Below are 16,007 nucleotides of genomic sequence, written 5' to 3' on the forward strand. Positions count from 1 at the left end.
GGGTCAAGCCCGAGGATGACGTCGAATGTGTGAGGACGTTTGGCCTACCCCAAAAATGAAAAAGCCGGGCGTTCGGCCCGGCTTCATCATTCCTTGAGACGCAATACCTATTCAAGGAAACCGGAGGGGTTCACCGGCGTCGCATCCTTGCGAACTTCGAAGTGAACCTGAGGACGTTTGGCGCTGCCAGTCATGCCTGACGTGGCAATGGTCTGGCCGCGCTGAACCTTCTGGCCGCGCTGCACGTCGAGATTGGCGGCGTTGCCGTAAACGGTGACCTTACCGTCGTCATGACGGACGAGAACCGTATTGCCGAGCTGCTTAAGGCCATTGCCCGCATAGATGACCACACCGTTTTCGGCGGCCTTGATCGGCGTGCCTTCCGGAACGGAGATGTTGATGCCATCGTTGCGGCTGCCTTCGACGTTGTCGCCGAAATTGTTGATGACGGCGCCACGAACCGGCCAGCGATATTTGCCGATGCCCGTGGATTCCGGAGCGAGCGAGGCCATATCGGACTTCTTCTCGATATCGCCGACGCTTGCCGTTGCGGCAGGAGCGGACGGTACGGTCGCAGCTGCGGCAGGAGCCTTGTAGGGTTCCGGCTTGGCGGATGCGGTTTCCACTGCCTTGGCCGCTTCCTTTGCGGGTACGGAGGCTGTCTTGATGGCGTCGGTCGAAGCACCCGGCATGGCGAGTGTCTGGCCGACACGGATGCTTTCGGTGGAAATGCCGTTCGCGGCCTTGAGGGCTGCAACCGAAACGCCGTTTTCACGGGCGATCTTTGCCAGGCTGTCGCCCGGCTGAACCTTGTAACCACCGGCTGGCGGCATAGGCTTGCCACCGGGAGGTGTGAGCTTGCCGTTTTCAGCCGAAACCTTGTCGCGGGCAACACTCTGCGAGGGCAGCACGGCTACCTTCTGGTCTGGACCACGCAGCGGGTTCGGCTCGTCGCCGTTGCGGTTGAGCGCAATGTCACCAGCCGCAGCCTTAGCGGCATTGCGGACCTGACCGAATTTCGGAATAAGGATCGACTGGCCAGCCTGCGCGGACGCCGCGGTCTTCAGACCGTTGACCCGCAGCAGTTCCTTTTCGGGAACGCCGTAGCGGTTGGAGATCGTCGCGATGCTTTCACCCGGACGCAGCGTTACCGAAGAGGCGCCATCCGTATGCCAGCCGTTCTTGTCGGAACGGACGGTTGCGGTGGTGAGATTGTCGGCGACGGGAGCGGCAGCCTGCTGTGAAGGTGCTGCGAGAGACGGAGCGGCTGGTCGTTGTGCGGACGGGAAAGGCTGGGCCATGGCTTCGTTGCGGGTCGACGGGTCGCGGCTTGCCACCGCCGGCGGAGCCGACAGCTCGGAGCGCTGCACCGGAGAGGCCGAAGCCGAACGGGCCGTCGAAGGCTGAACGCCACCGCCGTAACCGCCGGAAGACGGATAGGAGTTGGCCGCCATGTTCTGATTGGCGTAGCCGCCCTGGGGTGCCGCAGAGGCATAACCACCGTTCATGTCGCCTTGCGGGACCGGGGCCTGCCCATAAGCACCGCCGCCCTGGCGGGCTGGAATTGACGCTGTCGTCATCCGATCCGGTCCACTGGAAAAGAGGCCGCTGAACCGCGTTGCATCCGAGCTACAGCCCGTTGCGACGCTTGCCAGCAATGCCGCTGCGAACATTTTTGCGACTGATTTTCCGATTTTAGACGAATGTCTCATACGCATAACTCGATCTACACTGACGCCAACCCGCCGCATCGAGGTCGATCCGGCACAAATTTCACTTCTTGCAAGGCCCATTTCCCGATCCCGGGAAAACCATGCGTCGATGTTTATGATTAAAGCGCGTTAGTGTTACCACGCCGTTAAAACGTTAAGCCGCTCGGCGCTTTTTTGACACTTCGATAACCATGACGAAAACGGCATGTGTCATGTCGGAACAATATTATTATGGAAAATCAGTTGGTTGTGATGATTTAGAATATTCTAAGACGAAAATTAATCGCCTTCGATATTTTCATTTTGTCACAAATGCCGGGCAATATGGCTGCCAAGCGGCAGATAGGGCGTCTCGAACAGCTCTTCCTTCTCGAAGCGGCTGCCGGTCTTGGAGAAGCGCGTCATCACGCAGCGCCCGTCTTCCAGAATGATCGGCGCGATCATCATGCCGCCGGAGACGATCTGCTCGGCGAAAAAGCGGGGCATGGTGGTAAAGGCGGCGGTGGCGACGATTCGGTCGAAGGTGCCCTCGCCGACCAGACCGTTGCTGCCATCCGCCTGGCGGATGACGACATTGCGGATGGAAAGATCGTCCAGACAGTTCTGCGCCTGCTGCACTAGCGTCTTGTAGCGCTCCAGCGAAAAGACCCGCTCCACCCGGCGCGCGATGATCGCCGTCATGAAACCGCTGCCGGTGCCGATTTCCAGCACGCGCTGGCCCGGCTTCAATTGCAGGCGAGCCAGGATTTTCACCGCCATGTCAGCGCCCTCCATGAAGGCGCCGCAGTCGATCGGGATTGTACGGCTGGAATAGGCATCAGCGGCGAATTGCGGCGGCACGAATCTGGAGCGCGGCGTCTGTTCCACCGCCGTCAAAAGGTCGAGATCGGAAATCCCCTCGCCCCGCAAGCGGAGAACGAGAGCGGCAAAACCTTCCTTTTCAACCATTGCGGATTTCAATCGGCGACTCCGAATCCAAGTGCTTGCGCAACCCGATCCTTGACCGTGTAATCCGTAAGGTCAAGCTTTAGCGGCGTGACCGAAATCTTGCCGTGCTTCAAAGCGTGGATATCCGTGCCCTCGCGGAAGGTGCCGAGGCGTTCGCCAAAGCGCAGCCAGTAATAAGGAAGACCACGGCCATCCTGGCGTTCTTCTACCGTCAGGCCGAAATCGAGCTTGCCCTGCCCGGTGACGGATACACCCTGCACATCATCAGGTGCACAATTGGGGAAATTGAGATTGAGGAAGGTGCCATCAGGCAATTCCACATTCATCAGCTTGCGCAGCAGATCCGGCGCATGGGTCTCGGTCACCTCCCACGGCACGACGCGGCCTTCGGAATGGCTGAAAGCCTGGCTGAGTGCGAAGGAGCGTACCCCTTGCAGCGTACCTTCAATGGCGCCGGCAATCGTGCCGGAATAGGTGACATCGTCAGCCATATTGGCACCGGCATTGACACCTGAGAGTACGAGATCGGGCTTTTCCGGCAGAACTTCACGGATGCCCATGATGACGCAATCGGTCGGCGTACCGCGCAGCGCGAAATGCTTGTCGGAAACCTTGCGCAGCCGCAGCGGCTCGGAGAGAGTAAGGGAGTGAGCAAGACCGCTCTGGTCGGTCTCGGGCGCCACGATCCAGACGTCATCGGACAGCGTGCGGGCGATACGTTCCAGCACCGCCAGCCCTTCGGCATGGATACCGTCGTCATTGGTCAGCAAAATCCGCATGTTTCTCTCTCCGCTTTTCATATCTTCCGGGACGGAGCATCCTCCCCACCGGCAGTGAGGTGTGCAGTTCTCTCAACGTCATCCTCGGGCCTGTCCCGAGGATGACGTCGGCGTAATTGGAAGATTCTCCCTCCAATAGCGCGACGCTGCGCTCCCTCAGACCGCCTTCTCGATCCGTGTCAGACCGCCCATATAGGGCAGCAGCACGTCTGGAATTGTGACGGAACCATCGTCATTCAGGTAATTTTCGAGAACCGCGATCAGGCAGCGGCCGACGGCGGTGCCGGAGCCGTTCAGCGTGTGCACGAACTTCGTCGCCTTGTCGTCCTTGCCGCGATAACGCGCATTCATGCGCCGCGCCTGGAAATCGCCGCAGACGGAGCAGGACGAAATTTCGCGGTAGGTGTTCTGGCCGGGCAACCACACTTCCAGATCGTAGGTCTTGCGCGCGCTGAAACCCATATCGCCGGTGCACAGCGTCATGGTGCGGAAATGCAGGCCAAGACGCTTCAGCACTTCTTCGGCGCAGGCCGTCATGCGCTCATGCTCGGCAACAGCACTTTCCGCGTCGGTGATGGAGACGAGTTCGCATTTCCAGAACTGGTGCTGGCGCAGCATGCCGCGTGTGTCACGGCCGGCAGAGCCAGCTTCCGAACGGAAGGACGGCGTAAGTGCCGTGAAGCGTAGCGGCAGCTTTTCCTGCTCGAGAATTTCGCCGGAGACCAGGTTGGTCAGCGTCACTTCCGCCGTCGGGATCAACCAGCGGCCATCAGTGGTCTTGAACAGATCCTCGGAAAACTTCGGCAATTGCCCGGTGCCGAACATCGCCTCATCACGCACCATCAGCGGCGAAGAGACTTCCGTGTAGCCATGTTCCGAGGTGTGCAGGTCGATCATGAACTGGCCGAGCGCCCGTTCCAAACGCGCCAGCTGGCTGGTCAGCACGGTGAAGCGCGAGCCGGAAAGCTTGGCAGCCCGCTCGAAATCCATGTAGCCGAGCGCTTCGCCAATCTCGAAGTGCTCCTTTGCTTCATGGTTCCAGCCTGGCTTCTGGCCGACCACGCGGGTCACCACATTGTCGTGTTCGTCCTTGCCGTCAGGAACATCGTCGAAAGGTATATTTGGCAGGCGCGACAGGGCGTCGTTAAGCTCGGCGGTGACCTGGCGGTCCTCCTCCTCGGCGCGCGGCATGTTCTCCTTGATGTCGGCGACTTCCGCTTTCAGCTTTTCCGCCAGCTCCATGTTCTTCTGCGCCATGGCGGCGCCGATGTCCTTGGAAGCGGCATTGCGACGCGACTGCATGTCCTGCAGGGACTGGATGACGGACCGGCGCTTTTCGTCGAGAGCGATCAGGCTGCTTGCGGCAGGCTCTGCGCCGCGCCGTGCAAGTGCTGCATCAAAGGCTTCGGGGTTTTCGCGTATCCATTTAATGTCGTGCATCGTCGTTCCAGACTATTGTTGGTCGCTCGCGTTTTATCAGCAAAACGCCGGGCGAAAGGCCCGGCGCGAGGAGATTTGATGAGCAGGAAGACCGTGGCGAAGCGTCAGGTCTCTTCCAGCTCCGTGCTTTTGGATTCCGCAGCACGTTTCCTCTCCACGAGTCGAGCCATGTAGATGGAAATCTCGTAGAGAATGATCGCAGGTAGCGCAAGACCGATCTGGGACATGGGGTCTGGCGGCGTCAGCACGGCCGCAACCACGAAGGCCATGACAATGGCGAACTTGCGCTTTTCCCGCAGCCAGTCGCTGGTCAGAATCCCGACCCGCGCCAGAAGCGTGGTGACGACAGGCAGCTGGAATACCAGGCCGAAGGACAAAACCAGCGTCATGATGAGGCTGAGATATTCCGACACCTTCGGCATCAGGGAAATCGCCACCTCGCCATCTACTGGCAATTGCTGCATGGCGAGGAAGAACCACATGACCATGGGCGTGAAGAAGAAATAGACGAGCGCCGCGCCGATGAGGAAAAGGATCGGCGACGCGATCAGGAACGGCAGGAAGGCGGCGCGCTCGTTCTTGTAGAGGCCCGGCGCCACGAATTTATAGAGCTGCGAGGCAATCACCGGAAAGGAGATCACCATGGCACCGAACATGGCAACCTTGATCTGCGTGAAGAAGAATTCCTGTGGTGCCGTATAGATTAGCGATGATTTCGCCACATCCAGGCCCGCCCAGATGACCGCCCACTTATAGGGAATGACGAGCAGGTTGAAGAGATGCTTGGCAACGGCGAAACAGGCGATGAAGGCGACGAAGAACGCGCCGAGCGACCAGATCAGCCGCGTGCGCAACTCCATGAGATGTTCGATAAGCGGCTGCGGCTTGTCCTCGATGTCCCCGCTCATGCTTCATCCTTTTTGGGCTTTGCAGCCTTGGTTCTTGCCGGTTTGGCCGGCTTGGCATCCGCAACGGCAACCGCCTTCTCAGCTGCTGCTTTCCTGACAGCAACCTTTTTGGCGACAGCCTTCACGGTCGGCTTCAAGACAGCAGCTTCTTCAACAGGCGCTGCGGCAGGCTTACTGCGGGTGGTGCGCTTCGGCTTGGCGGCAACCGCTTCGGCTTCAACGGTCGCAACAGATTTCGCACGCGCACGCTTCGGCTTTTCTTCCGCAGCAGCAACCGCAGTAACCGGCCCAGATGCAGAAGGCGTGGGAACCACCGCAGGCGCCACATCCGGAAGCTTCATCTCGGGCTCCGGCACGCTGACAAGAGGAGCCACCGGCTCACTTGTTGCAGGTGCTGCTGTCGACGAAATCGCATCGGGAGCGGATGTCGCCTTCTGGAGATCAGACTTGATTTCGTTGCCGAGCTGGCGAAGCGGGTTCATAGCATCGCGCAGGGAATTGGTCGGGTTGAGATTGCGCACATCGGAGATTGTCTGCCGCACATCGTCCATGTCTGCCTCTTTCAAGGCCTCGTCGAACTGCGTGCGGAAATCCCCCGCCATCTTGCGAAGGCCGGCCATCGTCTTACCGAAGGCGCGGATCATGGGCGGCAAGTCCTTGGGACCGACGACCACGATCAAAACGACCGCGATCACCAGAAGCTCGCTCCAACCGATATCAAACATCAAAACGCTCCCGAGACCCTAGCGCCAGTCTCAAAACAAGCAGGTTCAAGCCGCTTACTTGATCTCGTCAGCCTTGTGGTCAACAGTCTTCGCGTTGACATCGGCTGGCGGCGGAGTCTGATCTTCGTCAGCCATGCCCTTCTTGAAGCTCTTGATGCCCTTGGCGACATCGCCCATCAGTTCCGGGATCTTTCCGCGTCCGAAGAGAACGAGAACGATCACCAGCACGATCAGCCAATGCCACACACTAAAAGAACCCATAACTGAAACTCCTGAATTTCGCTTTCAGACGATGTAAGACGTTTGAAAGGCTTTTTCAAACAACAAATCGTTGCTTCAACAGGCTGTGGGCATAAAGTTTTCGTGCCTTGTCACCCGCATGAAGACGATATCAATCGTCGCCATCGCCGCCACCAGGTGCAAGCAGGCCCAACTCTTCCAGATCGAGCTGCGTGATCGGGTCTTCGTCTTCGCGCAATTCGTCGCTCATCATCGGCAAAGGCACGCCGAAATTGGAAGGAATACGGCCCGAAAGCAGGCCCGCACCCTTCAGTTCCTCAAGGCCCGGCAAGTCCCGCAATTCCTCAAGGCCGAAATGGTCGAGAAACTCCACCGTGGTGCCGATCGTCACCGGCCTGCCCGGCGTGCGCCTTCGGCCCCTGAAACGCACCCAACCCGCTTCCATCAGCACATCGAGGGTACCGCGTGAGGTTTGCACGCCACGGATTTCCTCGATTTCGGCGCGTGTCACCGGCTGATGATACGCCACAATCGCCAGAACCTCCAGCGCCGCACGCGAAAGCTTCTTAGGTTCCTTTTCCTCAGAATGGACGACGAAGGAGAGATCGCCGGCCGTGCGGAACGCCCATTGCCCGCCAACCTGCACCAGATTGACACCCCGCTCGCCATAAGCGGCCTTCAGCCCGTGGAGTATGGCAACGACATCCATGCCGCGCGGCAGCCGCTCGGCAATGAAGGCAACTGAAACCGGTTCGGCCGAGGCAAAGACCAGCGCCTCGGCAATGCGCTCGGCTTCCTTCAGCTGACGCTCGGAAAATACCGCAGGTTCGGCCCCAACCACATCCGCCGCCCCATCTGCCACGATGGCGGCTTCGCCGGTATCGTCGTCATGCGTCATTATCAGTCCTTTCCGCATTAGGCGCGCGGTCATCTCGCTCGCTCCTGCGCATATAGATGGGCTGGAACGCGCCCTCCTGCCGGATTTGCAGCGATCCCTCGCGCACCAGCTCCAGCGAGGCGGCGAAAGCGCTGGCGATTGCCGTCACGCGCATCGCGGGGTCAGGCACATATTGCAGCAGATATTGGTCGAGCACCGTCCACTCGCCGACATCCCCGAGCAGACTGTTCAGGAGTTCCCGGGCTTCCACCAGCGACCAGACCTGCCGCTTTTCAATCGTGACCTGGGTGATGGCCTGCCTTTGCCGCAGATTGGCATAGGCGCTCAGGAGATCGTAGAGGTTCGCCTCGTAAGCCGAGCGGTTGATATGCGGAATATGCTCCGGCGCGCCACGGGCGAAGATATCGCGGCCAAGCTGGGCGCGGTTGACGAGGCGTTCAGCCGCCTCCCGCATCGCCTCCAGACGTTTCAGCCGGAAGGCCAGCGTCGCGGCCATTTCTTCGCCGGAGGGGCCGTCATCCTTCGCCTGCTGCGGAATGAGAAGCTTGGACTTGAGGAAGGCAAGCCAGGCCGCCATCACCAGATAGTCGGCAGCAAGCTCGATGCGCACGCGGCGGGCTGTTTCCACGAATTGCAGATATTGCTCGGCAAGCGCCAGCACCGAAATGCGCGACAGATCGACCTTCTGCGTGCGAGCAAGGTGTAGCAACAGATCGAGCGGGCCTTCGAAACCCGCGACACCGATCACCAGCCCGGCCTCGCCCGTCAGCCGCTCCGGCGTCACATCCTGCCAGAGCTTGTCCATAGGCGTTGAAGTACGAGACTTGTCTGCTGCCATTGTTCCATCCGCCGGGCGTCCGGCCTGTCGTCCCGAGTACCGGGCCGCCGCCCGATTGTCAGGAAACGGCCCACATGGCGTTGAATTCGGCTCTCAGTTCAGCTTCGTCGGAGGCATCAGTGGCGGGAAAACCCGCTTCCACGGCCCGCACCCGCTCCAGCGAACGGCCGGAAAGAACGGGAACTTCCTTCACGACCTCAAGCATTTCACCCATCACGCCGTTGCAATGCAAGACTATATCGCAGCCACCCGCAACAATATTCGCGGCACGCTGGCCAAGCGTGCCCTTCAGCGCATTCATGGAACTGTCGTCGGACATCAACAGACCGTCAAAGCCGATTCGCCCACGAATGATCTCCTCGATCACCTTTGGCGAGGTCGTTGCCGGACGCTCCCGATCGACGGCGTTGAACACCAGATGCGCGCTCATCGCCATCAATTCACGGTTCAGCGCGCGGAATGGCACAAAATCATGGGCGTCCAGCTCGTCCAGCGGCACATCGACAACAGGCAATTCATGGTGCGAATCCACCATGCCGCGACCGTGGCCCGGCATGTGTTTCATGACAGGCAACATGCCGCCCGCCTTGAGACCGTCAGCCGCCGCCTGCCCCATCTCCGCCACCATGGTCGGGCTGTAGCCATAGGCCCGGTTGCCAATGACGTTGCTGGCGCCTTCCACAGGCACGTCGAGCACCGGCAGGCAATCGATATTGATGCCGAATTTCATGAGATCGAAGGCATGCAGACGCGACATCAACCACGCCGCGCGCAGGCCTTCCTCCCGGTCACGCTCGTATATCTCGCCAAGAATGCGGGCATTCGGATAGGCTTGCAAAAGCGGCGGCTTGATGCGCTGAACGCGCCCGCCTTCCTGATCGATCAGAACCGGGGCATCCGGCCGCGCGACGGCATCGCGCATTGAGGCGACGAGATCGGTAATCTGTTGCGCATCACCGATATTGCGCCCGAACAGGATGAAACCCCAGGGCCGCTCATTGCGGTAAAGGGCAATCTCGTCAGCGGAAAGCGTAAGCCCGCCGCATCCGAGGATCATAGCTTTGCAATCGGTCATGATGTCACGCTCACAGAATGGGGAAATGGCCTTATACCGCAAGGCGTCGGGGATAAGTCGACAACCCCTCCGCCGTCATGCTCGGGCCTTTCCCGAGCATCTGCAACCGACCGGTTGGCGAAACGTTGGCAGATCCTCGGCACGGGGCCGAGGATGACGTCGAATGTGAGGAAAGCTTTTCCCCACTGCGAGGGCTGCCTTAGACGGCAGCCCCAATCTTCACTCAACCGGATCAGCCGCTATCAGCGCGCCACCAGGCAGCTGCCGCCAGCTGCGCGGAACTTTTCGCACAGCGCCACGGCTTCGTTCTTGTCCCCCGCCGGGATGCGGACGCGGTAGAACGTGCCCTTGCCGGCGATCTCAGCGGCCTTGATGTCGACGCCCCGACCAGAAATGACCGAACCGAACTTGGCCGACATGTTCTGGTAGGACTTCTGGGCCTCCGCCTGGCTCGGCAGGGACGCGATCTGGATGTAATAACCACCCGAAGACGGCGCGCTCGTTGCTGCGGGCATGGCGGCGGCTGTCTGCTGCTGTGCAGCCTGCGGCTGGGCCGGAGCAGTTGCAGCAGGACGGACGTTGCCCTGATTGGTCACCGTTGCCACCACATTGGAAGGCTGTGCAGACGGACGCGCCGAAGGAACGGGCGCAGCCGACTGCGAGGCCGGTGTGGAGGAAGCGGCTGGCGTATTGGCCTGCGGGTGTTCAGGCGCAACCGGAACACGTGAAGCGGCGATGACGGCGGGAGCACCCTCACCCGGCTTGGCTGCCTGCGGTGCAGCAAGCTCCGCGACCTTGTCTGCCTTCGGTGGCTGGGCAGCAGGCGCATCGACTTCCTGTGCAACCAGCGTACCATCAGGCTTGACGATCATGGTGCGGACCTTGCGCGGCGAAACGCCCGTCGCACCGGCACCTTCGTTCTGGCTGGCCTTTTCTTCCGGCGAAAGCAGGCGCGGATCTTCAGTCTCGCCAACCGGCGTGCCGGTGGCTTCCATGTCCGCGTCGTTTTCACCTTCCAGCGGCAGCTGTTCGGGTATCAGCGTACGCTGGACCACATCGACAGGCTTTTCGTTGCTGGAGATCAGCGCCGGTTGCTTCGGATCGGCAGCGCTACCACCGGCCACGCGGTCGTAAACCGCCTTGTCCTGGTTGGGCACGACGCGGCCACCCGGATTTTCCGGCACCACCTTCATCGGGTCGTTATCGGCGGAAATGATGACCGGCGCGCCATTGGAGCCCGCACCGGACGAACCGCCCGACATCAGCGCGTAAACACCACCACCGACAAGCACCAGACCGATTGCTGCGGCAACCGGCATGATCCAGCGGCGACCGCCGCGTTCTTCTTCTTCGCGATAGGCCGGCTGATGGTCGACATAAGTATTCTCGGCATCGCGCGGCGCATTGCCACGCGAGGCAGCAGCCTCCTGCATGGAGCGGCGGAAATCTTCTTCTAGCGCCCGCTCAAATTCGTCAACCTCCTCCGGACCCTGTGCCTGAGGACGCGCCTGCGGGGCAGCAGCCCGGTTTTCCGCATGTTTGTGACGGTCAAGACCACCGGCAACCGCCGGGGCAAACAGCGTTGCGAGCTCGGTGTCGATATCGAGGTCTTCTTCGTGACGACGGGCGACAGGCTTGGGTTCGAAAACGCCGACCGGCAATTCCGGCACGTCCATCTCGGTAATATTTTCCGGATGTTCTTCCGTCTCACCGATCTGCGAGGGATCGAAAGGCAGGCTTTCCAGCGTTTGTGGTGCAACCGGCTGCGGTGCGGCTGCAACCGGACGCGGCTGGACCGGAGGGGCGGCTACCGGAATTGCAGCAACCGGGGCCGGGCGCGGCTGAGGTGCTGGCTGTTCCCGCACCGGCTGCGGCGCGGCGGCAGCAACCGCTACCGGAGCGACCGGCTGCTGGCGAACGGGCTGCGGCACAGGCGCAGGTGCGACTTCCGCTGCAGCGATTTCGGACAGGTCGAGGTCAAGATCGAGATCATCAAGCGCAAGCTCGAAATCATCGTCGTTGAAACCTGCGAAATCCCCAAAGTCCGGCTCCTGAACGGGCGGCGCTGTTACGGCCGGGGCTGCCTTTACAGGGGCTGCGGCAACCGGCGCCGTGGCAACCAAAGGCGGCTCCACTCTTGCAGCCGGAACGATAGGCGCAGCCTGTGCGATGGGGGCATCCTGAACGACAGGCTCTTCGCCGCGTCCGGGAATGGAATATTTCGCAACGCCGTAGATCAGCTCGTCCATCGGCGAAAGATTTGTTTCAACCGGCTTCTCTGCAACCGAAGGAGCAAAGGTAGGTGCAGTTTCTTCCGCCTGAACGAAGACGGGCTCAGGCGCCGGAACTGGTTCGGCCTGTGGCTCGATCCGGGCTGCAGGCAGCGCTTCGGCCCTCGGCTCGATCCGCTTGGGATCACCTGCCGCAACATCGCGGCGCGCGCCGAAATTGGCAAGCGGCAGACGCAGGCTGGAAAATTCCAGCGAAGAACGGCCACCATGCGAAGGCGGACGCACGGAAATCGGTGCAGGCGCTTCGGCGACGGCGATCTCTACCTCATCCGCAAGATCGAAAGCCTGCGGCTCAGGCGCATGGCTCTGATCGGAATGCGCAATATTGCTCGAAACATCGGCCGGAAGCTCAGGCATGGCGTGCCAGGTGCTTTGAGCCGGCTCGACAGCCTGCGGCTCTTCCCATGCAGCCTGCTGGTAAACTACCGGCTCGGCAGGGCGCGACTGGCGCGAATGCACATCGAAAACCTCGGCAACCGCACCGGCATCATCACGGAAATCCGCGCGGATGTCCTGCGTCGACGTCTCGACGTAATTGTGAATGTAGGCCTGATCGGCCTCGGGAAGTGGCTCCTGGCTCACTTCGGGTGTAGGGCTTGCCTCGAACACGGGTTCGTCCGCTGGCGCAAGCTCAGGCTCGCGCCGGGCGAAAACCGATTCGACGCGCTGCATGAAGTCGCTGGGGTGGATGCCCGCACGCACATCGTTTGCCGGGTCAAGAACGACCGGATCGGCATGCGGCGCGTCGTAAACCTCGAACTCTCGAAGCAGCTCGTCTTCGAGATTGAATTCGGGTTCGCGGCGGGTTGCCGCAGAGCCGGCGCGTGGCGCAGCTTCGGAACCCGCATGCGAAGGACGCTCATCGAAACCGACGATACGCGCCAGTTCTGCCAGAGGATCGTTGTCAGCGAACCCTTCAGACCGGGCGTCCCGGTTATACGCGACATTTTTTTCGACCATTACGTGTTCCACCATCTACGCATTGCAGCTCTTGCCAGCGTATTGTGAGCAAATAATGGTGATATGTTATCGCATCTCGTCAGGCGCGTCCGCTCCTAAAAGCGTAAGACCAGACTTCAAAACATTCGCGACAGCATTCACCAGCCCGAGTCTGGCAATGCTCAATTCTCGGTTTTTATCGTTAATAAAACGTAATTCCTGATGGTCTTTACCTTTGTTCCAGTGTCCATGGAAGGAACTGGCGAGATCGTAGAGGTAAAAAGCAAGCCTGTGCGGCTCGTGCGCAAGGGCTGCGGATCCGATCAGGCGCGGGTACTCAGCAAGCTTTGCAACCAGCTGCAACTCGTTGATATCGCTAATCAAAGCAACGGAAGACGACATGTCGTCCTGCGAGAGCGCAAGACCCGGAAACGCTTCCTGCGCCTGGCGGAAGATGGACATGCAACGGGCATGTGCATATTGCACGTAAAAGACCGGATTATCCTTCGATTGTTCGGTCACTTTCGCAAAATCGAAGTCCAGCGGCTCGGAATTCTTCCGATAGAGCATCATGAATCGCACGGGATCGCGACCTACTTCGTCCACCACATCGCGCAGCGTGACGAAATCGCCTGAGCGTTTCGACATCTTCACCGGCTCGCCATCGCGATACAGCTTCACGAGCTGGCACAGAAGAACCGTCAGCTTCGACTTGCCTTCCGAAACGGCGCGCGCAACCGCTTCAAGCCGCTTCACATAGCCGCCGTGGTCGGCGCCGAGCACATAGATCATCTCGGAAAAACCGCGATCGAACTTGTTCTTGAAATAGGCGACGTCGGCGGCAAAATAGGTGTAGGAACCGTCCGACTTCATCAGCGCGCGGTCCATGTCGTCGCCCACCTCGGTGGAACGGAACAGCGTCTGCTCGCGGTCTTCCCAGTCTTCCGGCAACTCGCCCTTCGGCGGCGGCAGGGTGCCCTTGTAGACGTGGCCCTTGAAGGTGAGATCGTTGATGGCCGAGAGAATGGGGCCGCCATTGCCCTCATGCAGCGTGCGCTCCGAGAAGAACACGTCGTGCTTGACGTTCAGCGTCTCCAGATCCTCACGGATCATCACCATCATTGCGGCGATCGCCTTGTCCTTGACGATAGGTAGCCACTTTTCCTCGGGCATGGCGCGCAGCTTGATGCCATATTCATCCGCCAGCGCCTGGCCGACTGGAACGAGATAGTCACCGGGGTAGAAGCCCGACGGAATGGCGCCGATATCTTCGCCAAGCGCCTCGCGGTAACGCAGGAAGACCGAACGCGCGAGCACGTCGATCTGCGAGCCGGCGTCGTTGATGTAGTATTCCTTGGTCACGCCATAACCGGCAAAGGCGAGCAGGTTCGCCAGCGTGTCACCCACGACAGCACCACGGCAATGGCCGACATGCATCGGACCGGTGGGGTTGGCGGAGACATATTCGACGTTGATCTTCTGGCCCGTGCCGATCTTCGAGCGGCCGAAATCGATGCCCTGCCCGATCATGTCGGCAAGAAGACGCTGCCAGTAACCGACAGAGACCTTGAGATTGATGAAGCCGGGACCGGCGACGTTGACGCTATCGACATCGCCATCGGCCTGAAGTGCTGGCACGATGAGTTCGGCCAGCGCCCGGGGATTGGTGCCGAGCGGCTTCGCCAACACCATAGCGGCATTGGTTGCGACATCGCCATGGCTCAGATCGCGCGGGGATCTCGACCGTAATTCGACTGAAATCGACCTTTTCGCGGTTCTCTTTCACGAGATCGAGAGTCTCGAGCGCGTTTTTGATCCTGGTATCGAAATCGGCAAAAATGTTCATCGTTCCAACCTGCGCGAAGGGCTTCTGTTCATGTCCGGCCATCATAACCGGGTTGGCTTCGCGATCGCCCGCTGCCCTATCGCAAATCGGGGGTGTGGTCAAACAGCCGCTGGTGGGCGCGCAGTGCATAACTGTCGGTCATACCGGCCAGATAATCCCCCACATGGCGGGCTTTTGCGGCCTTGCTCATACCGGAAATGCTGTCCACCCAGTAGTGACTCTGCATCTCTGCCGGCACTTCCATATAACGGTGGAAAAGGTCGGTAACGATCTGCGTAGCGCCGGCGCGGATGCGCATGATTTCCGGATGCCGGTAGATATGGGCAAACAGCAGTTTCTTGATCTGCCTGTCGGTTTCAGCCATTTCCGGCGAGAAAGTCGCGACGGTAAAATCGGCGGCGCGGATATCGGCCGCACTCTTCGGTTTCAGCCGGGAAAGATTCTGCTGCGCGACCCCGATTACATCCTCGACCATATGGGTGATCTGGCGACGCATGATTTCATTGGCGAAGCGTTCCTTGTCGAGCACGGGATATTTCGCACGTACCTCAGCCATCAGCTTGCTGAGGAAAGGCACCTCTTCCAGCATCTCGAAGCTCAGATAACCGGCACGCAGGCCGTCATCGATATCATGGGTATTATAGGCGATGTCGTCGGCAATAGCCGCCATCTGTGCCTCAAGGCTGGCATAGCTGCCGATTTCCAGATCCTGCAGCTCGCAATATTCGAGGATGGGCAGCGGAACCGGGCCCTTCACGCCCTCGCCCTCGGCATTGACCAGCGGGCCATTGTGCTTCACCAGCCCCTCCAGCGTCTCCCATGTCAGGTTGATGCCGTCATATTCGGCGTAGCGGCGCTCCAGCTTGGTGACGATGCGCAGCGACTGCGCGTTGTGATCGAAGCCGCCATAGGGCAACAACACCGCATCCAGCGCATCCTCACCTGTATGGCCGAACGGCGTGTGGCCGAAATCATGCACCAGAGCCACGCCCTCGGCCAGATCCTCGTCCAGCTTCAGAGCACGTGCGAGTGCGCGGGCAATCTGCGCCACCTCAATCGTGTGGGTGAGCCGGGTGCGGTAATGGTCGCCGTCAGGGCTGATGAAAACCTGCGTCTTGTGTTTAAGCCGGCGAAAGGCCGTGGTGTGGACAATGCGGTCCCGGTCGCGCTGGAACTCCGAGCGCGTCAGGCTCCCCTCCTCGGCAAAAAGACGCCCGCGCGTGGTCCATGGATCAGAGGCGAAAACCGCCCTCTCGCCACTTCCGAAACCCAATGCGCGCTGGTCTATAATCATTCATCCACCTGTACTGTTCTCTGGCCAGGACTTCATTTGACCCGAAGTCCATGGCCTTTGACCATTGACCTTTT

At 60.2% G+C, this 16,007-nt stretch carries 12 protein-coding genes and 1 pseudogene; all 13 read right to left on the minus strand.

Annotated features, from left to right (window positions below; genetic code table 11):
• Nucleotides 1-107: 107 nt before the first annotated feature.
• Complete coding sequence (locus RBH71_RS20655) at nucleotides 108-1,673, minus strand: LysM peptidoglycan-binding domain-containing M23 family metallopeptidase (RefSeq protein ID WP_003515587.1); 1,566 nt, start codon at nucleotides 1,671-1,673, stop codon at nucleotides 108-110.
• A 345-nt stretch (nucleotides 1,674-2,018) separates the two neighbouring features.
• Nucleotides 2,019-2,660, minus strand: coding sequence for a protein-L-isoaspartate(D-aspartate) O-methyltransferase (locus tag RBH71_RS20660; RefSeq protein ID WP_029658770.1), 642 nt, complete (start codon nucleotides 2,658-2,660; stop codon nucleotides 2,019-2,021).
• An 8-nt stretch (nucleotides 2,661-2,668) separates the two neighbouring features.
• The gene (surE, locus tag RBH71_RS20665) at nucleotides 2,669-3,439 is read right to left on the minus strand and encodes a 5'/3'-nucleotidase SurE (RefSeq protein ID WP_003515592.1); all 771 of its coding nucleotides are present in this window, start codon (nucleotides 3,437-3,439) and stop codon (nucleotides 2,669-2,671) included.
• A gap of 156 nt (nucleotides 3,440-3,595) precedes the next feature.
• The gene (serS, locus tag RBH71_RS20670; protein WP_003515594.1) at nucleotides 3,596-4,879 is read right to left on the minus strand and encodes a serine--tRNA ligase; all 1,284 of its coding nucleotides are present in this window, start codon (nucleotides 4,877-4,879) and stop codon (nucleotides 3,596-3,598) included.
• Nucleotides 4,880-4,983: 104 nt separating this feature from the next.
• Nucleotides 4,984-5,787 carry a twin-arginine translocase subunit TatC gene (tatC, locus tag RBH71_RS20675; RefSeq protein ID WP_003515595.1) on the minus strand — a complete coding sequence of 268 codons (804 nt, stop codon included), beginning with the start codon at nucleotides 5,785-5,787 and terminating at the stop codon, nucleotides 4,984-4,986.
• The gene (gene tatB / locus RBH71_RS20680) at nucleotides 5,784-6,512 is read right to left on the minus strand and encodes a Sec-independent protein translocase protein TatB (RefSeq protein ID WP_003515598.1); all 729 of its coding nucleotides are present in this window, start codon (nucleotides 6,510-6,512) and stop codon (nucleotides 5,784-5,786) included. The genes tatC and tatB overlap by 4 nt, the downstream gene beginning before the upstream one ends.
• Nucleotides 6,513-6,566: 54 nt before the next feature.
• Nucleotides 6,567-6,773 carry a twin-arginine translocase TatA/TatE family subunit gene (locus RBH71_RS20685; RefSeq protein WP_003515599.1) on the minus strand — a complete coding sequence of 69 codons (207 nt, stop codon included), beginning with the start codon at nucleotides 6,771-6,773 and terminating at the stop codon, nucleotides 6,567-6,569.
• 130 nt (nucleotides 6,774-6,903) lie between these two features.
• The gene (gene scpB, locus RBH71_RS20690; protein WP_003515601.1) at nucleotides 6,904-7,650 is read right to left on the minus strand and encodes an SMC-Scp complex subunit ScpB; all 747 of its coding nucleotides are present in this window, start codon (nucleotides 7,648-7,650) and stop codon (nucleotides 6,904-6,906) included.
• Entirely contained in the window at nucleotides 7,640-8,488 is an 849-nt protein-coding gene (locus tag RBH71_RS20695; RefSeq protein WP_111801156.1) for a segregation and condensation protein A, read from the minus strand. Before RBH71_RS20695 ends, scpB begins: the two co-directional genes overlap by 11 nt.
• A 58-nt stretch (nucleotides 8,489-8,546) precedes the next feature.
• A complete protein-coding gene (nagZ, locus tag RBH71_RS20700; protein WP_003515605.1) occupies nucleotides 8,547-9,563 on the minus strand; it encodes a beta-N-acetylhexosaminidase in 1,017 nt (338 codons plus the stop codon).
• A 242-nt stretch (nucleotides 9,564-9,805) separates the two neighbouring features.
• Nucleotides 9,806-12,814 carry an SPOR domain-containing protein gene (locus RBH71_RS20705; RefSeq protein WP_003515608.1) on the minus strand — a complete coding sequence of 1,003 codons (3,009 nt, stop codon included), beginning with the start codon at nucleotides 12,812-12,814 and terminating at the stop codon, nucleotides 9,806-9,808.
• Nucleotides 12,815-12,880: 66 nt separating this feature from the next.
• A pseudogene (gene argS, locus RBH71_RS20710) lies at nucleotides 12,881-14,639 on the minus strand (arginine--tRNA ligase).
• 76 nt (nucleotides 14,640-14,715) lie between these two features.
• Entirely contained in the window at nucleotides 14,716-15,933 is a 1,218-nt protein-coding gene (locus tag RBH71_RS20715; RefSeq protein WP_003515612.1) for a deoxyguanosinetriphosphate triphosphohydrolase, read from the minus strand.
• Between the last annotated feature and the right edge of the window lie 74 nt (nucleotides 15,934-16,007).

Origin of the sequence: Rhizobium sp. AN68 (assembly GCF_030758035.1) — a bacterium.
GTDB classification, from domain to species: domain Bacteria; phylum Pseudomonadota; class Alphaproteobacteria; order Rhizobiales; family Rhizobiaceae; genus Agrobacterium; species Agrobacterium tumefaciens.